The sequence below is a fragment of the sulfur-oxidizing endosymbiont of Gigantopelta aegis genome, assembly GCF_016097415.1.
In the GTDB taxonomy this organism is placed as follows: domain Bacteria; phylum Pseudomonadota; class Gammaproteobacteria; order GRL18; family GRL18; genus GRL18.
Genome location: NZ_JAEHGE010000001.1, coordinates 306,030 through 328,233 on the forward strand (window position 1 = coordinate 306,030; position 22,204 = coordinate 328,233).

General features: G+C 37.6%; 22 protein-coding genes and 1 pseudogene. 4 read left to right on the forward strand and 19 right to left on the reverse strand.

Going from position 1 to position 22,204, the window contains the following annotated elements; translation table 11 throughout:
- Window positions 1-62 precede the first annotated feature (62 nt).
- Complete coding sequence (locus tag JEU79_RS01600; RefSeq protein WP_246539887.1) at window positions 63-1,058, reverse strand: VTT domain-containing protein; 996 nt, start codon at window positions 1,056-1,058, stop codon at window positions 63-65.
- A 3-nt stretch (window positions 1,059-1,061) separates the two neighbouring features.
- Window positions 1,062-1,931 (reverse strand): sterol desaturase family protein, encoded by an 870-nt coding sequence (locus JEU79_RS01605; RefSeq protein ID WP_198262691.1) that lies wholly within the window; start codon window positions 1,929-1,931, stop codon window positions 1,062-1,064.
- Window positions 1,932-2,124: 193 nt separating this feature from the next.
- On the opposite strand from JEU79_RS01605, the gene JEU79_RS01610 reads away from it, so the two are divergent.
- Complete coding sequence (locus JEU79_RS01610) at window positions 2,125-2,796, forward strand: ArsR/SmtB family transcription factor (protein WP_198262692.1); 672 nt, start codon at window positions 2,125-2,127, stop codon at window positions 2,794-2,796.
- A 4-nt stretch (window positions 2,797-2,800) separates the two neighbouring features.
- Here the strand turns inward: JEU79_RS01610 and JEU79_RS01615 are convergent, their stop codons facing one another.
- Window positions 2,801-3,547, reverse strand: coding sequence for a DUF1499 domain-containing protein (locus tag JEU79_RS01615; protein WP_198262693.1), 747 nt, complete (start codon window positions 3,545-3,547; stop codon window positions 2,801-2,803).
- 281 nt (window positions 3,548-3,828) lie between these two features.
- On the opposite strand from JEU79_RS01615, the gene JEU79_RS01620 reads away from it, so the two are divergent.
- Together JEU79_RS01620 and JEU79_RS01625 are read left to right on the forward strand one after the other, a co-directional pair.
- On the forward strand, window positions 3,829-4,407 hold the full coding sequence (locus JEU79_RS01620) for a hypothetical protein (RefSeq protein WP_198262694.1): 579 nt from the start codon (window positions 3,829-3,831) through the stop codon (window positions 4,405-4,407).
- Window positions 4,347-5,030 (forward strand): IS4 family transposase, encoded by a 684-nt coding sequence (locus JEU79_RS01625; protein WP_198265806.1) that lies wholly within the window; start codon window positions 4,347-4,349, stop codon window positions 5,028-5,030. The genes JEU79_RS01620 and JEU79_RS01625 overlap by 61 nt, the downstream gene beginning before the upstream one ends.
- 254 nt (window positions 5,031-5,284) lie before the next feature.
- Here the strand turns inward: JEU79_RS01625 and JEU79_RS01635 are convergent, their stop codons facing one another.
- From JEU79_RS01635 to JEU79_RS01710, 16 genes are all read right to left on the reverse strand, one after another.
- Window positions 5,285-6,040, reverse strand: coding sequence for a BamA/TamA family outer membrane protein (locus JEU79_RS01635; RefSeq protein ID WP_246539889.1), 756 nt, complete (start codon window positions 6,038-6,040; stop codon window positions 5,285-5,287).
- Window positions 6,041-6,847 carry an FTR1 family protein gene (locus JEU79_RS01640; protein WP_198262696.1) on the reverse strand — a complete coding sequence of 269 codons (807 nt, stop codon included), beginning with the start codon at window positions 6,845-6,847 and terminating at the stop codon, window positions 6,041-6,043.
- A 24-nt stretch (window positions 6,848-6,871) separates the two neighbouring features.
- Complete coding sequence (locus tag JEU79_RS01645) at window positions 6,872-7,204, reverse strand: cupredoxin domain-containing protein (protein ID WP_198265808.1); 333 nt, start codon at window positions 7,202-7,204, stop codon at window positions 6,872-6,874.
- 53 nt (window positions 7,205-7,257) lie between these two features.
- Entirely contained in the window at window positions 7,258-8,643 is a 1,386-nt protein-coding gene (locus JEU79_RS01650; RefSeq protein WP_198262697.1) for a sensor histidine kinase, read from the reverse strand.
- On the reverse strand, window positions 8,640-9,302 hold the full coding sequence (locus JEU79_RS01655; RefSeq protein WP_198262698.1) for a response regulator: 663 nt from the start codon (window positions 9,300-9,302) through the stop codon (window positions 8,640-8,642). Before JEU79_RS01655 ends, JEU79_RS01650 begins: the two co-directional genes overlap by 4 nt.
- A gap of 64 nt (window positions 9,303-9,366) precedes the next feature.
- Window positions 9,367-10,164, reverse strand: coding sequence for an SDR family oxidoreductase (locus JEU79_RS01660; protein ID WP_198262699.1), 798 nt, complete (start codon window positions 10,162-10,164; stop codon window positions 9,367-9,369).
- Between the two features lie 9 nt (window positions 10,165-10,173).
- On the reverse strand, window positions 10,174-10,845 hold the full coding sequence (locus JEU79_RS01665) for a tetratricopeptide repeat protein (protein WP_198262700.1): 672 nt from the start codon (window positions 10,843-10,845) through the stop codon (window positions 10,174-10,176).
- Window positions 10,846-10,879: 34 nt separating this feature from the next.
- A complete protein-coding gene (locus tag JEU79_RS01670) occupies window positions 10,880-11,548 on the reverse strand; it encodes an iron-containing redox enzyme family protein (RefSeq protein WP_198262701.1) in 669 nt (222 codons plus the stop codon).
- Between the two features lie 16 nt (window positions 11,549-11,564).
- On the reverse strand, window positions 11,565-13,091 hold the full coding sequence (locus JEU79_RS01675; protein WP_198262702.1) for an AMP-binding protein: 1,527 nt from the start codon (window positions 13,089-13,091) through the stop codon (window positions 11,565-11,567).
- Complete coding sequence (locus tag JEU79_RS01680) at window positions 13,088-13,975, reverse strand: thermostable hemolysin (protein ID WP_198262703.1); 888 nt, start codon at window positions 13,973-13,975, stop codon at window positions 13,088-13,090. Before JEU79_RS01680 ends, JEU79_RS01675 begins: the two co-directional genes overlap by 4 nt.
- A 130-nt stretch (window positions 13,976-14,105) precedes the next feature.
- A complete protein-coding gene (locus tag JEU79_RS01685; protein WP_246540483.1) occupies window positions 14,106-15,395 on the reverse strand; it encodes a replication-associated recombination protein A in 1,290 nt (429 codons plus the stop codon).
- A gap of 79 nt (window positions 15,396-15,474) precedes the next feature.
- Window positions 15,475-16,107 (reverse strand): outer membrane lipoprotein periplasmic chaperone LolA, encoded by a 633-nt coding sequence (lolA, locus tag JEU79_RS01690; protein WP_198262705.1) that lies wholly within the window; start codon window positions 16,105-16,107, stop codon window positions 15,475-15,477.
- A 358-nt stretch (window positions 16,108-16,465) separates the two neighbouring features.
- The gene (tssC, locus tag JEU79_RS01695) at window positions 16,466-17,923 is read right to left on the reverse strand and encodes a type VI secretion system contractile sheath large subunit (protein ID WP_198265809.1); all 1,458 of its coding nucleotides are present in this window, start codon (window positions 17,921-17,923) and stop codon (window positions 16,466-16,468) included.
- Window positions 17,924-18,055: 132 nt separating this feature from the next.
- Window positions 18,056-18,556, reverse strand: coding sequence for a type VI secretion system contractile sheath small subunit (gene tssB, locus JEU79_RS01700; protein WP_198262706.1), 501 nt, complete (start codon window positions 18,554-18,556; stop codon window positions 18,056-18,058).
- Window positions 18,557-18,708: 152 nt separating this feature from the next.
- Window positions 18,709-20,469: a type VI secretion system protein TssA gene (tssA, locus tag JEU79_RS01705; protein WP_198262707.1), complete on the reverse strand. Its 1,761-nt coding sequence runs from the start codon at window positions 20,467-20,469 to the stop codon at window positions 18,709-18,711.
- Between the two features lie 20 nt (window positions 20,470-20,489).
- Window positions 20,490-20,933 carry a SapC family protein gene (locus JEU79_RS01710; protein ID WP_343074924.1) on the reverse strand — a complete coding sequence of 148 codons (444 nt, stop codon included), beginning with the start codon at window positions 20,931-20,933 and terminating at the stop codon, window positions 20,490-20,492.
- Between JEU79_RS01710 and JEU79_RS01715 the strand changes: the two are divergent.
- A pseudogene (locus JEU79_RS01715) lies at window positions 20,922-22,081 on the forward strand (IS3 family transposase). The gene JEU79_RS01710 and the pseudogene JEU79_RS01715 overlap by 12 nt on opposite strands.
- The last annotated feature ends 123 nt before the right edge of the window (window positions 22,082-22,204 follow it).

A 22,204-nucleotide genomic window follows, 5' to 3' on the forward strand; every position in this document is an offset into this window, starting at 1 on the left:
TATATTCACACTTACAGCGTGGGCACAAAAAGCGTGCCCACCCTACTATTTACGGATTGACACTAGTTTACACTTTGTACGTTTGGATAGCCTTTTTTATTCCAATCCGTCATGCCCATTTTTACAACTTTAACATTATTGAAACCATTGTTTGTTAAAATTTCGGCCGCTTTTGTCGATTTTCGATCAGTTCGGCAAATCGTTACGATACGCTTCTCATAATCACCCGCTAATCTATCCTTCAATTCCGCTATACGTTGTTCTAATTGCTCTACTGGTATTTGCACCGATGTACTAATATGCCCTTGTTCACCCACATAATCTTCATCCGTACGTACATCCAGTAATAAAAAATCATCACCATTGTCCATCGCTTGTTTCAGCACATCAATGTCAATCCTATTTTTCTTGGCATTATTACGCATTTGACTTATAAAACGAGGCAAAAAAGCAGCAACTGCCAATAGAGCCAAACCTAAAAGACTTTTTTGAATCAGGCTTTCCCCTCCCGTTGCTGCCTCACGCCCTATATACCCCAAATACGTATAAGCAATGGCTCCCGGCAACATACAAATGTAAGTAGCCAAAGAATAATCAAGTAATTTAATTTTTGTCAGCCCCAAAGTATAATTTAGCAAATTAAATGGGAATATCGGTACTAAGCGTACAAAGGCAACGAAACGCCAACCTTCATTTTCAACCCCGTTAATTAATTGTTTTAAGCGCCCTGCTGATTTCTTCTCTACCCAGTCTGATGCCAGATAACGCGCAGCCAGAAATGATAAAATTGCACCTATTGTCGCAGCCGTTAAATTATAGAACACTCCTACTACCGGGCCAAATAAAGCACCGCCTGCAAGCGTTAGCACCGAACCCGGCAAAAAGAAAATGGTTGCTAGAATATAAATCAGCATAAATAACAGTGGCGCTAAAGGCCCTGACTGTTCGATCCAATGCTGTAAAGCCTCCATATCCAGTACATCACGATAGATAACGGCTATAGCAATGCCTATAGTAATTAAACCAACCAAAAATAGCCGTATAAATAATGTTTTCAATGCTTAATCCTCAGTGTTCTTTTGGCTATTCCAATTACGGGTATTAATCGCATATTCACTGACCTTGCCTTTAAAGGGTAATAACATCATGCCCAAAATCCAGTTAGTCTGCTTAACATCACGGTATTTATTGATACCAATAGTAAAGCCTAGTTGACCGCCACGAGGCTGATCACGATAGGTACCAAATAGTCGATCCCACCAGGTCAAATTAAACCCGAAATTACTATTGGTTTCATCATCTTCAACCGAATGATGCACACGATGCATATCCGGTGTCACTACAAACCAGCGCAAAAAAGTGTCCAATGACTTTGGCAAGCCCACATTACCATGATTAAACATGGCCAAGGCATTTAACACCACTTCAAAAATTACTACCGCAACCACGGGTGCACCCAAAACAATAATAGTGGCAAATTTAATGAGCATTGAAAGAATGATTTCAATGGTATGAAAACGTGAACCCGTGGTCACATCATAGTCCAAATCAGCATGGTGCACACGGTGAATACGCCATAACAGCGGTACGGCATGCACCATGACATGTTGTAAATAAATAATAAAGTCCATTGCTATAATGGCAAGAATCACAGCTAAAAAGCCAGGTAATGAGTAATAGTTCAATAAGCCCCAGCCATGTGTCTCAGCAAATGCAGCCACACCAACAGCTGCTGCAGGGAATAATAAGCGTAAGATAAAGCTATTAAAAAAGACTAAACCCAAATTATTAGCCCAACGTATCGTTTTAGAAACAGTCAAAGCACGTCGAGGCGCAATCACCTCCCAGATAGCCATAATGGCAAATACACCAAAAAAGAAACTTAGCCTGATGGTCACTTCGTTAGCCAAAATAAATTCATTAAATGTCATTGTGGTTCCTCAGAATTTTTTAATCTACAGGGCTAAATGTTAACCCTTTTATGTTAATACATTCTTTGATGTAAAGAAGGTAAGTATTAATATCCACTTATTCTCGTTATAATAAATAATGTAATTGATCTATTATTTAACTAAATAGTATTCAACTAACTAATTGAATACTATTATAGAAGGATTTAGTACCATGTCAAGTCAGCATTTTAAACAAGATTTATTTACTCAGTTTGCCCGAGTTGGTAAAGCCATGAGCAATGGAAATCGTCTAGAGTTACTGGAGTTTATCGCTCAGGGTGAACGCAGTGTTGATGAACTTGCCAAGGCATCTGGATTATCTGTAGCGAATACCTCTCAACATTTACAGCAACTACGTCAAGCTGGGCTTATTGATTGTACAAAGCGTGGTCTAAAAGTTTTTTATCGTCTCAGTGGTAATGATGTCATTGATTTATTTAATTCTCTGAGAAATGTGGCAGAACGCCATTTAGCCGATGTTCAACAACTGATTAATACTTTCTTAACGGTTAAGGATGATCTCGAACCCATCCCGGCAACTGAACTACTCGGCCGTGTTCGTGATGGTCTTGTCACTGTACTAGATGTCAGACCCCCAGAAGAATATTTAGCGGGTCACGTACCGGGCGCTATTAATGTACCGCTATCTGAACTAGAAGCTCATTTAAATGAACTTGATTCCAATCAGGATGTCGTTGCCTATTGTCGTGGGCCACATTGTGTACTTGCTTTTGATGCTGTAGCAAGGCTTAGAAATAAGGGCTTCAACGCACATAGAATGGAAGATGGTTTTCCTGAATGGAAATCTGCTGGTCTACCGATTGAATCAAGCAATAAAGAATAATCATTCATTCGTTATTATTAAACGCTTCTATAAATTTCAATATACGCCGGGCATTTGCTCCACGGTCTATCTTCCCAACCCTTGAGCGAGAACGCATGTCAATTTTTGCTCCACCATCAACTGCTTGAACTCGTATTACAATATCATCCTTAAATCCATATAAAAAACTTGAGTCTGTTGCTTCAATTTGTCCCTCTGTTTTATCAATACTCACAATTTCCCATTTGTTATTTTTAGCCAGTGTAAGAGCACGGTCAAATGCCTGATCAACCGTCATCGATAACTTGATAGGAGAGATTTCTGGATAAGCTGTAATTTGTAAATTTGCTGTTTTTATACCAGGGTAATCTACTGGATCAGGCACTTCCCAAAATGAAGGTGGCTCTTCTATATCAGTTGTTATATCGTTTATGGGAGGATAAAAATCAGATGATTTTTCCCAGTATACAGAAAAAGCAACAATAGGAAATACGAGGCAAATACTAAGTGTTGCCACAAAAAATCCTCTATTCACTCCCTTTATCTTTGTTTTGTATATGCCAATGATTGCAAGACCTAGGCTAATTAAGGCCGCCAATACAGTCCATTCAACTATAGAAAAACCGGTACTAAAATGCCATAAACCCAAACGATAACCTACTCCCGATATAATAATTGCAATAACACAGGTAACACTTATTATTAAACTAACAACACTCGTTATTAAACTAACAACACTCGTTATTGAAAAACGTTTATTAAAATTATTCATAATTTATACCTCTTCCAGCAAAGCATCAATCAAAGCTTCTAATCGTTCATTAAGATATTTCATATCACAATTTTCAAAGCCATTTTTATTAAGAAAAAACAAAATATCATTAGGATATTAGGATCAATAATAAGACCATCTGCTGGTTTTATAGGTACATTATCAAACCTGAGTTATCCCCACGAATTTTTTTAGTAACTCGTTGAAATTTTAGAAATTGATCGACTTTCATGGCGAACTATGATCAAATTAGTTCACCACAAAGCAATTTGGAGAACGCCATGAAAGCAACACAATTATTACATAAAAAATTATTATCTGCATGCCCTGATATGCATAAAATCAGATTAAAGGCACTCATCGCAGGTGTTAATTCAGCAATATCTGAGCATCAGGTAACAGTGACTGGCTTGGGCAGAAACTTGAGGGCTCATTCAAAAACGAAAACAAAGCATGATATCAAAAGAATGGACAGATTAATTGGCAATATACACCTGCACAATGAACGTAAAGATCTCTATCAGTATTTGACATTGCAATTGGTTGGTGAACAAAAGCACCCTGTTCTTATAGCTGATTGGTCGCCAATACCAGGTAGTGAAATTTTTCAACTACTCAGAATATCCATACCAATGGGTGGTCGTTCACTTACTATTTATGAAGAATGTTTCGAAGAAAAGAAATTGAATAATACTCAGGTTCATAATACTTTTCTGGATGAACTTGAAGCAATATTGCCAGAGGGTTGCCAACCCATTATCTTATCCGATGCAATTTTTAAAACCCCTGGTTTGAAACAATTGAAGCAAAGGGATGGTTTTGGGTTGGTCGAGTTCGGGGCAATGTACAGATCTCATTAGAGGGTGAAAAATTTGAAGGTTGTACTACTATAATGAAGCAAGCGACCACAACGCCAACAGGATTAGGTACGATCTTCTATAGCAAAAGCACAGCATTTCCTTGTGAGGGTACTTTATTTCATGGGACTGAAAAGGGAAAACATAAAAAGAAAAAACGTGGAGGAATTTCTCAAGATGCAAAGAGCCTTTACTATTCTAAAAAAGCAAAACAACCCTGGCTATTAGTTTCTCATTTACCTAAAGAAATCAACAAGCCAAAGAAAGTCGTTAGGCTGTATAAATTTCGCATGCAAATTGAAGAAGGTTTCAGAGATACAAAAAATCAACAGTATGGTATTGGTCTTGCACAAGCAAAATCTAAATCTGCAAAGCGATATAATAATTTATTATTAGTCGCAGCACTGACACAGTTTTTACTTTGGTGTATTGGCAAAGTTGCTGTGAATAAAAAATATCACTATGACTTACAAGCCAATACAATCAGGCATAGAACTGTGCTTTCTAACGTTTATATTGGGATTCAAATTATTCGAGATAAACGGTATAAAATTAAAAAGAAGGAAATTAAAATGGTTTTTGAAAATATTTCAAATTTTACGCAACAAGTTGTTGACATTTGTTAAAAAATTCGTGGGGATCCCTCAGTATTTAAACTGGACAATATCTGAAGGCGGAAGTCCGATTAATTCTCCAATGCCAGCATTCAAAAACCAGTTAAATGAACAGCAAATATGGCAGATTATTAGCTACTTGAGAACATTATAGGTTATTTTTCGGTTCTTCACCTTTTTGTTTACTTGTGATTAACACCCAAGTAAACAAAAAACGATGAAGATTTTTTTATTAATACTTGTTTTATTAATGCAATAAAATCAAACTAAAACTCAAACTCAATTAACATTTTTAGAGTTTGATCAGCAGTTTGATTATCCAGGCCAAAAATAACACCGGTTTCCCAGTGAATTTTTTTACGACCAGCGAGCTTAATGCTACCCATTAAGACAGGACCTATGCCCTCACTGGTATCACTACTATAAAATTCGATGGCAGGTTCAAGCGCCTTTGAATAGCGATAACGTCCTTGTAAAGCCATAGCGGTTTCAAATTCATTATCTATTTTATTTCCCCATTCATAAATTAAATAGAGATTAGCCGTACCTACCCACCTGCCCCATTCCTGCTCGACTAATAAGGCAGAAGACACTTCGGTAATGTCGAGTTCACGTTCATGTTCCAATTCAAATAACATGCCCCAGTCTTGATCATACTCACCTTGCTCAGTGATCTGCCAGATGGCTTCTAATTCAACTGAAGTTAATTTAAAGTCCTGATTTTTATTTCGCTCACCGACCAAATAGCCTTCTAAAAACCAACGATCATTAAGCGATTGTCCATAGGCAATACGATGCTGTTGGGCGCCATCTCTTAGTTTAGCCTCTTCTGATTTTCCGGAATCGTTTTTATAATTCCAGCGCCATTCGATTTCTTTCTCATTTGGTTGAACATAGGGGTGATACACTTTATCGATGAATGAACCATCCGCATAAACGCTGTCAGGTATATAGATTGTTATACCGATGAGAGATAGCAAAAATAATTTTTGAATGATTTTGATTTGTTTAAAAAACTTCATTTATGATTCACTCAACTGATATTTTGTGCCTTTAAGAGAAGCATATCGCACTACAAAAATCAGGCCTATTGGCAGTAGAAAACCGATTAGATATAAACTGGCCTGAATCGCTGTAGGTGTCGATTCATAACCGATAAGCGCATAGAGTAGTTGCCCTGTTACAGATTGCTCTGATAAGAGATTTGAAGTATTCCACAAAGGTAATTGTCCGGGTAACCAATCAGCTTGAATGAGCAACAAACTCGCTTGTGAAACCATACCTGATGAAACCAAGAGTAATAACACCAGACCAATAAAAATAGAACGTTTTAGTTTGAGGTTGCTAAGAAGGTAATAAAACAGCAAACCCACACTCACGCCAATACTCGCACCAATTGTCATACCAATCACAACGGGCATATAATAAGTACCACTGCGTGTCACGCTGAAGAAATACAAGATAATTTCTGCTCCTTCACGCGTAACTGCCATTGATATAATCACACTCATAATAAAACACAGGAGAGATTTAGGGATGCTTTTCTGATAGAAAAAACGCGTCAGCATGACCATATAAAAAACCAACATAAAATAAATTATGAATTGTATCAGCGCATTGATCACTTCCTGACCAACACCTTCAAACCAATCTGAGACTATGTTTATATTGGTGCCATAAACCATTGCACCAACAACACCCAATGATAAAGACCAGACTAGCCAGCGAAAATTGAGTGACATTTGCTTTGATAGTGCTATAAGAATACTAAAGAGTAAGGCCGCTTCAAGCACTTCACGCAGGACGATGATGACTGAGCTTAACAACATAAGGACAACCTTTTATTCAATTCTTTATTCAATGTTTTTTTCAACAATGACCTTTCCCTGTGCTGTTTTAGGAAAAAACTCACCAAAAAATGGATATTCTCCGGCAGGTAAAGGGCCAATAAATATAATTCCTTTACGTTCACCAATAATGACTTTTTCTCGGTTTAATTCATAGCTTTCAAATTCTTCATCGGTGGCATCATGGTTATGAATAACGAGTTTAACCTTGGTATTTTCTGGAATGGTGATTTCTGAGGGGATAAATAAATGATTACGTATTTCAATATTAACAATCGGTGTTGCAGCGTAAGTTGTCACTGAAAAAAATTGCAATAAAATAGCAGTGTAAATGCCCATAAAACTAACAGCCAAAGAAAAGGGATTTTTACCCCTGGGCATTTTAAAGCCAATCATTTTAATACCTCATTAAAAACAACTTTGACTAATAAGCCAGTTTCAAAACGCGACTGTTGCAGTGATATTGTTGCATGATGCAGTTCTACGATTTGTTGTACTATAGCCAGACCAAGACCACAACCAATGACGCCTGAGCTATGGCAATCACCATCCAGACGATAAAAACGATCAAATAATCGTGCATATTGATCTTCGGGCACGCCGGGTCCAGAATCTTCTATCATCAAGTTTATCTGATTATGTTCCTCAGTGACAGTCACAAGCACCGAACCACCCTCAGGGGTGTACTTACGCGCATTTGATATAAGATTCTGTAATAGTATATCGATAGCAAAGGTGTCACCATTAATATAGCAGGCATCTCCTTCCAGTTCGATTTGTAAGTTTTTTTCTTCAAAATAGGCATACTCCCGAACGATCACATCTTGTGCAATGGTATAAAGGTTGAGACGGGAAAAACCAGTACTGTATTGATCAGGCGAAGTACGACTTAAATTTAAAATTTGTTCAACCAAGTGTCCCATGCGATCAATTGAATCCTGCAACTGGATAAAACTATGTTCATCTTTGGCCACTGAATGCGACAGATTATGTAAATGAATCTTCATCGCACTAATGGGTGTTCTTAATTCGTGAGCTGCATCTGATGCAAAACGCTTTTCCCGAAAAAATGAAGCCTTTAAGCGCTTAAATAAATCATTGGTTGAATTGACGACCTGGATTAATTCTACCGGTTGCTTATCAATTGCCAGTGGCGTCAAATCATCCGCACGTTTATTTTCTAGTTCTTTGGCTAGGTTTCTTAGTGGCGACAGGCCAAAACTAATAATAGACCAAATAAGAATGCCTAGAAAAGGAATCATAAGCACCACCGGCAATATCGTTTCAAGCACAATATTTTCTGCCAGTACATAGCGAATATCCATGCGCTCGGTGGTAATGATCCATAAATCAGAAATATCGTTATAAAAACTGAAAACACGCCAGCGATGATTCAAAAAATTAACATCCTTAAAGCCAGCTTCAAAACGTGCTATCGGCTTATCAGGAGCAAGAGACGAGTGCAGGAGTAATTTATCACCTTGCCAAATTTGAAAGGCAAAAAAATCATCACTATTTTTATCTGATATATCACTGGCTAATGCATTCACCGAATTATCAGTGCGATCTAAATTCAATAAATGCGTATTAGACTCATTTTTTTTATGATGGACTGAAAATGCTTTTGAAAGAAGATGTGCCTTGTCCATCAATTCTGAATCAAACAGTAATTCAGCCTTACTCATGCTATCTTGATAACCATTAAGCGCAGATAAAAAAGCCATCAATGTGATAGTTGATAAAATAACAATACTTAAAAAAAATCGAATAGACTTCATACTTTATTAATGGTGTACCCTACTCCACGCACTGTTTTAATAAATTCAATGCCTATTTTTTTTCTTAAATGATGGATGTGCACTTCCAGGGCATTACTGCTAACTTCCTCTCCCCAACTATACAGTTGTGATTCAAGACCATCACGAGTTTGTACTCTGCCGGCATTTTGCATTAATGCCTTGAGCAACATGTATTCACTTTTTGAAAGCACTAAAAGCTTATCCGATACTTTGACTTGCATGCTCTCAGTATCCAGAGAGACCTGACCAATGTTGATTTCATTAGATTCAGCCGTGGTGCTGATACGACGCTCAAGTACACGAATTCTAGCTAATAGTTCGGAAATTTCAAAAGGTTTTGCCAGGTAGTCATCTGCACCACAATCAAGACCTGAAACAGTATCCTGAACGGTATTGCGAGCGGTTAAAATAAGCACGGGAGTGGTTAGTTTTTTTCGACGTATGGCTTTAATAACATCCAAGCCATCCATATCAGGCAAGCCTAAATCGAGCAAAACGATATCCGGTGGGAAAGATTCAACGACATGCAGGGCTTCTTTGCCATTGGCAACATGATTGACCGTAATACCTTCATGACCAAGCGCCTGTTGCAGGCCATCAGCCAATGAAAGATCATCTTCTACCAATAATATTTGCATCGTTTAACCTTTTATATCCCTATTACTTGGAATAATAAGTATCATGGGTATACCCGCTCTAAGCTTATGAAATGTATTTTTTTGCAGCCTTATTTTGTGAGCGTGTCGCCTTATCAACCAGCCCCGGTAAAATGGCATTAATACGCACAAATAAAGCTTCTGGAAAGCCTAAGTATTTTTCTTTATGATCTTTAATAATAGACCGAATGATCTGTTTGGCAACAAAATCCGGCTTATCCATATTCATCTTAACTTCTTTTGCCATATCGTAAACAGCACTGGAATTGAGTGAAGTTCTGACTGCTCTTGGCGCAATATAGGATATTTTTATATCAGTTTCGGCCAGCTCTCGGCGTAATGCCTGAGAAAACCCACGTAAGGCAAATTTGCTGGTTGAATAGCTTGTAAACCAGGCAAAGCCAATGGAACCAAAGGTTGAACCAACATTAACAATATGTCCCTCATTTTGCGCTAGCATATAGGGTAACACCTTTTTACATAATAGCATCGGTGCAATCACATTTGTTTGCAAAACAGCCTCAATACGCTCATCAGATTGCTCTAACAAGGAGGTAAAGTCCATAATGCCTGCCGTATTGATCAACATATCATAGCCATCAAAGGACTTTAGCATTTGATCGATAATCGTTTGTCGGCCATCACTCGTATTGATATCAGCACTGATTAAACAAAGCTTATTTGCATCAGAGGATAAGGAAGCCGCTAATTGCTCTAATTTTTCATTAGAGCGACTGACGAGTCCCAATTTGCAACCTTGAACAACCAATTGCTTGGCAAGCTCAATGCCTATACCACCGGTAGCACCTGTTAAAATGATGCGTTGATCGGTTAAAATTGTCATTTTCTGCCTCTAATAACGTTCGATGGTTTTTAATTTTTCCTTGATTTCAGCACGACGGCCTTCATCTGCAAGAGGACGAGTCGCACGTGCCGGCGCTTTCAGGGCTTTTTCAAAATAAGTCTTTGCTTCCTGGTATTTATCATTATCCAACAAGAAATCACCATAGAAATAGTTTGAGTCTATGCCATCAGGATTCAAGGCTAAGGCTTTTTTCAGATAAATTTCAGCTTGATCATCATCACCAAAACCTAGAGGCCAGCCTGGTACTTGATAATATAAACTGCCTAAGGAAGAGTATATTGAACCATTTAAGGCTTCTGGATTGATTTTTTCTGCCTTCAGTAATAGTTCACGTGCTTCTTTAACCTTGCCCAGCGCACCTAAACCACCATTTTTACCTGCATCGGTACTCACAATGATGGCATTCCATATCAGTGGTTCAGCCTTATCAGGGTTGGCACTCACTGCATTAACGGCCTTAGAGGTTAGGTCTGCAAAGACTTTTTCAAGATCATCTTCTGCGGTTTTATAATTGGCTATCGCCCATTCTTTTTGCAAGCTATGGATAGTATCATCCAAACTATCAGCCATTAATACAGCCGTTGAGGAAAAAAACACCGGAACGACTAATGACAGACTAAGGGCTATATTTTTTAGGTGAGCTCGTATTTTAATTTTCATTTTTATTATTTCCTATTTCTTTATATTGATTAAACTAAACAGCAATTGAACGGAATATATCTCCATACAATTTGTAAAACATCTGAGCGGCATGAATAATGATGATTTGATCATCTTCATCGCTGATCTGATTCATCAATTTCTCATAAAATCCCATGTGTTCGATATCTAAAGAACCATGTGATGACAGATAACTAAAGGCTGAATCTGGCAGGTTGAGATTTGTTTGTAACTTTAAAGCAGCATTCGTTGCCAGTGCAATACTCGTCCCCTCTAAAACCAATACCATACCAAAAAATCCAACTGGATTTATACGGGTAATCATATCATAAGCATAGGCAATCATCAGCTCTGTTGAAGGGTGAGGAATACCGTGACGTGTCAGTTCAGGGTCAAGCCCCGTCGCGGCAATATCATTCAATATCCATTCCTGATGACCGAGTTCTTCTTCGATATATTCGGCAATGGCATTTCTTAACCATTCTTTATTGTGTGGAATACGACTGCCACATGCCATTAATAAGGGGGTTGTATGCTTAACATGATGATAAGCCTGAATTAGAAATTGTTGATAGTTTTCCAATGAAATATCACCCGTACTGCCCTTTTTTAAGGTCTCAATTTGTTGAAACGCTTGTCTCTCATCTTCGGTAGCGGCGATTAATGTATCAAAGAAATTAGTCACAGAAATGCTCCATTTCATTAAGTTTGTTTAGTATCTATTCAGTGTGATAGCACTGTTCGAGTTGTTGCTGATAGATATTATAAATTAATTCACGTCTTGGACGACCTGTCCCGGTGAGTTGTTCATTAGCCACGGTAAAAGGACTGTCAGCGATGATGAATTGACCGATGCGTGCATAATCAGGCAGATGCGCATTCAGTTGCTTAATCTCTGCTTCAAGCTGGCTTAAATCATTGCTGATTTCACGTAGCACTAAAATAGCAACCAAATTTGGTTTTGCATGGCCATAGACCAGGCATTGTGCTATTTGTGGTATAGCTTCTAGTTCTTTTTCAACCCATTCTGGTGATATGTTTCGACCAAATGAGGTATTAATGATATTTTTTTTGCGCCCATTGATAAATAGGTAATTGTCCTCATCAAAATAACCTAAGTCACCAGTAGCATAATAGTTATCATCATTTCTGGCCGCTTGGCCTAAATAACCATTGAATAAATCGCCCTTAACCAAGACTTCACCCGTGTCACTGATTTTGACTTGATTTGCTTCAAGCACTCGCCCAACAGAACCACTTTTATGATGAGAAGGATTGTTTACCGCAACAACAGAAACTGCCTCGGATAAACCATAGCCTTCAAAAACCGGTATCTGTAGTTGACCTGCCATTGCTAATACTTTTTCTGAAATTGGTGCGCCTCCCATAGCAATAAAACGCATTGCAGATGGTAATTTGAAGCCATTAGAAATCGCATTCACTAATAAAAGCAATAATTGTGGAATGATTATAAAGGCAGTTGGTTGATACTGCTGAATTGATTTTAATAATTGCTGAGCATCAATTTGACTTGAACCGGTTAAACCGATGCTGGCAGGCGCTAATAAGATAACACTGGCGCCACAGTATAAGGTGACATAAAGCCCACCAATATTTTCTAATAAAGTTGACAATGGCAAGATAGACAGTGCAATATCATTTTCATTGGCTTCACTGGCAATAGCCAATGCGGCCACTTTCGATAAAATGGCTTGTTCCGACAATAAGACCCCTTTAGGCTTATCAGTCGTACCTGAAGTATAGGTTATCTTGACGGGATTTTCAGAAGAAGTTTGTGCAAAACCATCATTGGCGTTAGCTCTTTTGAGGTGCAAGCAAAGCAGTTCTTTTTCTGCAACAACAATATCTGTTTGCTCAATAATATCATCGCTTAATTCTTCTATCAGTTGAGTATTAAAATTAGAGCGATCTAAAATAAGATATTGTGCCTGAGAATCAGTTAAAGCATGCTTTAATTGTTCCATGGAAAAAAATTTCGGTAAGGGCACTGAGCACTGCTGATTAAAAAATAAAGCCAAGTCAAGCACAGCCCAAGCAGGATCATTGTCCAATAGCACCGCAAAAGTGTATGGTGAAGCATTAGATAACAATTCTAAACGGCTAGATAATTGTTGAATTTCATGCCATAAAGACGCGTAATCCAAGTTGATGTTATCACCCTGGATTGCTAATTTGTGCGGGTTTTGCTCAGCATAGTCGCAAATCCGTTGCTCTAATGCATTCAAGCAACTTCTCCGCAGAGATTTTCAGCTACAAACTCCTCTGTTTCATTGCTTTGTTCTTGAGCTTGTGCAGCAAGTAATGCTTGTGCACCGACTTTACAGGCTTGCTCAAACAATGGAATCAGTTTTTTATTTGAGCTATAGATATTTTTTTTCATTATCTCATAGCCCTTTTCAATGTCACCCAAAAAAACCATTGGCTTATTTTGGTAATATTTTGGTCCCCATTTCTTTTTAATTTCTTCAGGCAAACAATCTTGTTTTGCTTCAGCAATGAGCTCCAAGGGTATATTCATTCGGCTAAAAGAATTATAAATACCGGAAACGCCGGTAAAAATTAAGTATTTAAAACCCGCAGAATATAAGAAGCCAGTAATTGAGGTAATTAACCAACGCATTTGACCAATATTGGCAGGTGCGAGATTGCCCACTTCAACAATTTGTTTACGAGATATAGGCAGCTTAATTGAAGCACCAAATCGGTTTTTTATTTCTTGTTCGAGGGTATTTTTCAAATAGTACTCTGAGAATAAGTGACCATTTTCAGCACTACGTACACCTGCAACCGCCTTAATAGTTGATTCATTATCTTTACTATTTACATTGGTTTCTATGGCGAGCAAGTTAGGGTAAAACTCTTCAATATTGGCATCATAGTATTTTTTATAAACGCCTTTAATAAAAGTCTCAAGGTGTGCGCGTTCTGGTCTATCCTGCGGATAATAATTTATCTCAGAAGCAAGCGTTTGCTGATTGATTTTTGCTAGCTTAAGCAGCTTATCTTTATTCGTATAATGCTCATGGCTATCTTCATTCACGGTAATAGGCTGTAGATGCATATTAGCTGCGTTTGAGATTATACTTGTAGATTGTTTGACCAAGGTCATGAACTAAGCTCCAATAAATTTTTCATTGGAATTAGTTTACAAAATGAACCTTAAACTAACCTTAAGGTAGGCATATAAAGTGTGATATTGTTCATGTTTTAAGACTTAAACAAACTAACAAACAGGCTTTTTAATTATTTTTTGCCGCTAAATCGAGAGATTTCAGGTATTCAAGCTTGGTTTTGAGTTTTATTTCCAATCCCCTTGGCTGTGGTTGATAAAATTCAACTTGCGCATTACTTGTGGCTAATTCTGGCGGTAAATAGCTCTGCCCCGCTGAATAAGCTTCTGATTCATCATGTGAATAGCGATATTCTTCGCCATAGCCCAAAGATTGCATTAGCTGAGTAGGCGCATTACGTAAGTGTTCCGGGACTTCCAATGAGCCGGATTCCTTAACACAGGCCATTGCCGCTTTAAAAGCGGTGTAGACCGCATTGCTTTTTGGCGCCAGTGCACAATACACTGCCGCCTGAGCAATGGCACGATTCCCCTCAGCAGCACCCAATCGTTCAAAAGCATCCCAGGCATTTAATGCGACTTGCATTGCCCTGGGATCGGCATTACCAATATCTTCTGAGGCAATGGCCAATAAACGGCGGGCAATAGTCAATGGGTCGCAACCAGCCTCTATCATCCGAGACATCCAATACAGTGCACCATCAGGGGATGAACCACGTACCGACTTATGAAAGGCAGAAATTTGATCATAAAAAATATCACCACCTTTATCAAATCGACGGCTACTATTGGACACCACCTGGGTAATCACCTCAGTATTGATGAGCTGATTAACACCATTACTTTCAGCCAAATCAGCGGCTATTTCAAGTAAATTTAATAGTTTTCTGGCATCACCATCAGCAGCAATCACCAGATGTTGCTTATCCTCTTTTGCAATTAAAAGCTTAAGTTCCCCCAATCCACATTTTTTATCGGCGAGTGCCAGATTGAGTAAATCAAGGAGCTCATCTTCCCCTAGGTTTTTTAGTAGATAGACTCTTGCCCGGGAAAGAAGCGCATTATTTAATTCAAAGGAGGGATTTTCTGTCGTCGCACCCACAAAAATAAAGGTACCATCTTCTATATAGGGCAAAAAGGCATCTTGTTGGGATTTATTAAAACGGTGTACTTCATCAACAAATAAAATAGTACTCTGTTGATAGATTTGGCGATGTTGCTTCGCTTCTGTTACAGCCTGTCTTATTTCTTTAACGCCTGATAAAACAGCCGATATTGAAATAAACTGAGCATCTGCATAATGAGCAATAAGACGCGCTAGTGTTGTTTTACCTACTCCGGGTGGCCCCCAAAAGATCATTGAGTGGGGATGACCACTTTGCAAGGCAATTCGTAAGGGTTTATCTGCCGCTAAAAGATGGCTTTGACCAAAATAGTTATCCAGAGTAGTAGGACGCATTCTGTCTGCTAATGGAATAGCTAGATTGGCTGAAGGATTTTTTTCTTCCGGCTCATTCAAAAAGTCAGCCTGATATGACTTATTGGACATTCTCAGAGCCCATGATATCAACCCCTTCCGGTGGTACAAAGTTAAATTGCCGTGAAGAAAATGGTATGTTAACTGTCATATTAGAAAAATTTAATTGAGTGACCTGACCGAAACTATCATACATGATCATTTTCTTTAATTCCTTATCAGCAAAGGCCAAAATAACTTTCTCGAAGATCATTTCTTCCTGTTTCGCCCGTAGCTCAACCCAGTCAAGCCCGTCATCTTTGAAGTTTTTTAGATCGTTGACATCATAATGTCTATAAATATTTTTATTACTGCTTAACAATAATGCCGGTGAATCCCCAACATTGTCACTAATATTTTTAATGCTAACCTGCTCTAACTCCACATCATATATCCAAATTGTCTTACCATTAGAGATATATTTCTGCTCAGCGGGAGCAATATATTCCAGAATAAATTTATCTGGACGATCTAAAAGCAATTTACCCGTCGATTGTTCAATCACTTTACCACGCGTAGTACGGATGGTTTGGGTAAAATTAGCTTGCAGACTGCGTGTTGACTGATAAAAACTATCCAGAGTTTGATTGGCATGCGTCCAGGAAGAAATAAAGAGAATTAGAAAAAAAATACCGAAAAAAGACGATTTAATCATTGAGTTTGCCAAAATAATAAAAAATAAATAAGTAATTGTTCAGTATATACCCGTGATACTTGGAAATGCAGCGAGGCATTTTGATTTAGAGCCGATTGATTGTATAGTACTACATGATTGAGGCTTTAAATTACATCTCTTAACAAAGAGAACGAAGTCTGCATTTCCAAGTTTCATGGGTATAGAATGGATGAACACGGATTAGACAGTGAGATTTTATACAGGTTCATTGGGAAAATGAAGTAATATTTACTTTTTCACAGGCATAAAAAAACCTGCTTTAATTGAGATAATATCAATTAAAGCAGGTTAAGTTTACAGCAGCACACAATTAAACTGAAAATTCAGCAATAGGTGACTAAGATTTATCTAATTTACCTACTAAGGATAAAGTAAAGTCAGATCCCATATATTTAAAATGTGGTTTAACATGTAGTGCAGCACGATACCAGCCTGGCTCGCCTTCAACTTCAGTCACTTCAACTTTGGCAGAACGCAATGGCCTTCTACTACGTACTTCTTCAGCAGGGTTTTCCTGATCCGCAACAAATTGTCTGATCCAAGTATTTAATTCACGCTCCAAATCTGAACGCTCTTTCCAGCTACCTAGGTTTTCACGTTGAATAACTTTTAAGTAATGTGCCAAACGATTAATAATAAACATATAAGGTAATTGAGAACCTAACTTATAATTTGTTTCAGCAGCTTTACCTTCGGCATTATTAGCAAAGCGTTTATTCTTCTGGGTTGAATTCGCAGAGAAGAACGCGGCATTATCAGTTCCCTTTCTCATTGTGAGAGGAATAAAGCCTTCTTCAGCTAATTCAAATTCTTTCCTATCTGAAATTAAAATCTCGGTAGGAATTTTGGTCTCAATATCACCCATTGATTCAAAATGATGTAAAGGCAGATCATCGACTGAACCGCCACTTTGAGGCCCAATAATATTAGGACACCATCTGAATTTTGCAAAACTATCGGTTAAACGTGTACCGAGAGTAAAAGAAGTATTGCCCCACAAATAGTCTTCATGATCATTGGAAACATTTTCTTCATAGTTAAAAACCTTTACGGGGTTTTCTTCTGAGTCATAAGGGGGACGTAATAAAAATCTTGGCATTGTTAGGCCAACATAACGTGAATCTTCTGATTCCCTAAAGGAGTTCCATTTCGCATATTTAGGCCCTTCAAAGATAGACTTAAGATCTTTTAAGTTTGGCAGACCTTCAAAGTCATCCAAATCAAAGAACTGGGGGCCTGCACTAGCAATAAAAGGTGCGTGTGCCATCGCGGCAACATTAGAGACATGCTGCATTAGTTTAACGTCAGGTGTAGAAGGGCTGAGTTGATAATTAGAAATCATCACGCCGACAGGTTCACCACCAAATTGACCAAACTCTGAAGTATACACTTGTTTATAAAGACCTGATTTAATAACTTCTGGTGCATCTTCAAAGTCATCTAATAAATCCGCCTTAGAAACACTTAATAATTCAACTTTAATGTTCTCACGAAAATCAGTACGATCAATTAATAACTTTAAACCACGCCATGATGACTCAAGACTTTGAAATTCACGATGGTGCATAATTTGATCTAGTTGCTTACTCATTTGTTGATCAAGTTCAGCAATCATTTTATCAACAAGATTTTTGTTAACACGCTCTTCTTTATTTTGCGGTTTAATCAGCTCTGCAATAAAAGCACTCACGCCTTTACGCTGAACATCATAACCTTCATCAGCAGGTTTTAATTTAGTTTGACTGACAATGGAATCAAGTAATGAAGCAGATTCGGATTGTTGTTCTTCGACCATTGTTTCTTGGCTGGCGGACATGAAAGACTCCTTTCTTTATGGAACATCCTGGCTAGTCTATTAATAGACTATAATATTTTTAAAACAGTTATTTTTTAAACAGTTGAATAAAAGCTATTTATGAAAGCTTGTTTACGCGCTTTGATCAACGCCTAATTCAGACATTAATTGCTCTTTCTTGCTGTCGTCTTGTAGGACTGCTTGAATTTCATTTCTGAATGCAGGTACGTTACCCAGTGGTCCTTTAAGAGCTACAAGCGCTTCACGAAGTTCTAACAATTTGTTCAGTTCAGGCACTTGTCTAACGATACTTTCAGGCTCGAAATCTTTAATGTTTTTAAATGCAAGATTGATTGACATTTCTGCTGCATCACCTTCTTCACTGGCTGACAATTTATCATCAACAGTAAAATCAATATGCAGATCCTGCTTACCTAATACTTCGTTAAAGTTTTCTTTATTAATATTGATCGGTTTTCTTTCTTCGACTGGACGATCATCAGACTGCTGGGTGAAATCACCCATGACCATTACTTTAAAAGGTAATTCGACATCTTCTTTACTGTCACCAGTACTGGGGGAATATTTGATATTGATGCGTTCTTTAGGTGCGACGGAGCCTTCTTTGGCCATGATAATCTTCCTTATATATCCATTATGTTTTAAACAATTTAATTCCATTAAATACAGTTATTGAGGATGCCTCAGCTAGAATAGCATTAATAACTGTTTTAGACTTTAAGCTATTTAAGCTCGAGGTCTACCCTGTGATAGCAATGTGTACATTAGAGTCCAAGCGCTAAAACCGGGTCCAATTGACAAAGACGAGAGTATAGTAATTTATATTCATTATTTTCTTCTATCTTTTGCGATCCTTCTATCTTTTGGGATCCTTCTATCTTTTGGGATTGAGGATCAGTTGAAGACTCGATGTTAACGCTACTATTTATATTAGCATAAGACAGAAGTAAAAGATGCACTACATTCTTTTCTAGATCTGGTTCCCAACATTTTAGATTATTTTTTTGTAAAAATCTATCTATTTCTTTTAAAAGAAAAAATGCCAATTTCTTCTCAGATTTGTCATAACAAAACTGCGCAAAGTAATATTTTAAAAAAATTTTCTTTTTTAAAATAGATTGCGACATTATCTTTTTTTGAAAAAAATTAATCGCTTCTTTAATGTCTTTCTGTGTTGCTATTTCCCTAGCTTCTTCAACAATGTCTTTTAAAACATCATCACTGGAATCATCATTTAAAGTTGTCTGTTGCGATTCAGTTATCAATATAACAGAATTTATCCACTGTTTTGTTAAGTCGTCCGCAAATCCTGAATTATCTGAAAATTTCATCTCAACTAAGTCTGGAAAACGTCGCAAAAAAAGTGCTAAATGCTCTTTGATCTGGTTGGCTGATTCCTCCATCCCCAGTGCGACCAAAGACTCATAACTCAGTCTATGGGCATCAAGCCAAAAAGGTGATTTAGAAAAGCTTTGCTCGACCAAGGGAACTAATTCTTGATAATTACCACTATTATATAAATTAGTATAGGCATTGAGTTTATCTTTTGGCAGCGGTCTCAATGGCGTCAAATATTCTGTATGTACCGGCAACTGAGTAATACTCATCCAGGTAGAAAAGCGGTTCATCGCATACGCTGATGGTGAATCAAGCTTATTATTTAAAGACCAGGAAGAAATGCTTCTTAATGCCTCGTGGCATTGTCTAATTATTTTGTTTTTATCTTTTTCATCATTGGGGTTCAGTGCTATTGAAGTCACATTTAATGCTGTTTGTGAACGATTAGCTTTATTTGTATTTGTTACATTGGCAATGTCAAAAGACTGCTTATCACCTGTTACACTAGCAGGATTATTAGCGACATTCTGAGACTCTATATGTTTATTAACTGTTGTAGTCTGTGCTTGCTCGGGTGCTATTTTTTCCTGAGAATCTAATAGTGTTTGTTGCTCTTTCTGCTGTTTTTTTAAATCATTTAATGAACCAATAATATCGTATAATGAGCGTCTAAAATTTCCTAATGCTGGTGCATCATTTTCTAGTTTTTCATTAAAGAATTTTTCTATTTTCTGTATATTTTCATAAACACTCTGGTAAGTGTCTAATAATTCCAACTCAGGCTGAACATCCTGCATTAAAGGTTCAAGCCGTGACATCAACCATTCAAAAGCATTGCCTCTTGCTTTTGTCTTTATTGGAAATAAGTCATCCCAAAATGTATTTATAATTTGCAGATTAATATCTAGGCCAATTTTTAAGCCTTCAACACCTTGTTTTTCAAATAAGGCGCGTGTTAAATAACAGGCAATTTTTATATCTTTAGATTTATTAGATAATATATTAATACAAGCATCGATTACTTTTTCCCAGTTGACAACACCTCTATCAACCATCGAACCTTGTTTGGCTAGTTCATCTTCAACAAATTCAAATTCGTCATCATAACGTACATTTTCCCCTGCTGGTTTTTCAGAGGAAATAGGAATCAAGGCTATTTCAGATAATAATTCGTTTGACTTGCTCATAATTTCGTATCAATCACGTATTAACCCATCGCTTTAGCGGTAGGAATCTTCTCTTTTGATGTGAATTTTTTTGCCACAGGTCTTTTTGAATTATTTCTAGTATTAGTATCAGCATTTGTATCAGCATTTGTATCAGCAACAACATCAGTACTTTTTACTCTTCTTTTTGTCGAACGAGTTCCTTTTGATAAGACTTTACGTTCTGAAATAATATCAATGAGTTTTGCAAAGTTTTCTAATGAACTAAAATGCTCATAAATCAGCTTCATCTCATCATTGACAACCATTTCTTTAACTATTTCGCTATCAAGTTGTTGGAATTTTTCTTTGCTTATGGTAAAAAAGCCAGAAACTGACAATTTATCACCATTGCTCAAATTGATATTTAATGTGGCTATACTTAACCGGACACACAACTTAAAATAACTAAAAGATAAAAAGTGTGACCTAAAATGAATGATCAAACAAAAAAACCGAATAAAAGCTATACATCAGAATTTAAAGAATCAGCTGTCAAATTAGCTAATGAGACGGATCAACCCGTTTCTCAGACTGCCAGGGAGCTAGGTGTTAATGTAAATACTCTACATACCTGGATCAGTAAATATTCCAAACCGGTGAAGACGGTAGCCAATAGAAGTGATGAACACATTTATGATGAAGTAAAACGTCTGAAAAAAGAATTGGCAAAAGTGATTCAGGAGCGTGATTTATTAAAAAGGCCACAGCGTACTTTGCAAGGGAAACTTTGTGAAGTACGCATGGATAACTGATCAGGCTAAAGATTACCCGGTAACGATTCTGTGCCGTTTTATGGATGTTTCCCGTAGTTGCTATTATGATTGGGTTAGCTCTCCTAAAACGGATAGAGAGAAAGAAAATGAAGCGCTTACTGAGCAGCTAAAAAACTGTTTGAAGACAGTCGCAAGACTTATGGAACCCGTCGTCTTAAAAGAAAACTGGCTGAAAAAGGCGTTCATATAAGCCGCCGGAGAATTGGTCGATTAATGAAAAAGCCGGTTTGTTTTGTAAAACGAAGAGACGCTTTAAAGCGACGACTAATTCCAAGCATAATAAGCGTATATCTCCAAATTTACTGGAAAGAGAGTTTACTGTCTCTCAACCTGATCGCTACTATGTGGGTGATATTACCTATATTGCCACCAAGGAAGGCTGGTTATATTTAGCGGTTGTCATTGACTTATTCTCTAGGCAAATTGTTGGCTGGTCGATGGATGAGCGAATGAAAGCCAAGCTAGTCAATGATGCTTTACTGATGGCCATATGGAAGCGTAAACCAATGGATGGATTGCTTTGGCATACTGACCGAGGTAGCCAATATGCCTCTGATAGTCATAGAAAAATATTGTCGGATCATAACATAATTCAGTCTATGAGCCGCAAAGGAAATTGCTGGGACAATGCTGTATCAGAGAGCTTCTTTCATAGTTTGAAAACTGAATTGACGCACCATTGTCGATTCAAAACCAGAGTAGAAGCAAAGCAGGCAATATTTGAATATATTGAGGTATTTTATAATCGGGAGCGACTTCATTCGGCTAATGATTATTTGTCACCAGTCGATTATGAAATACAGCAGGAAATAGCTTAAATCGATTGATTGAAGAGGGGTAAAAGGCGACATAAATGCCGCCCATTACCGTTGACGGCCATCGGCTCCTCAGCCTGTGCCGTGAAGATATTGTAACAGGATCATTACCGTTGTGAAAATACC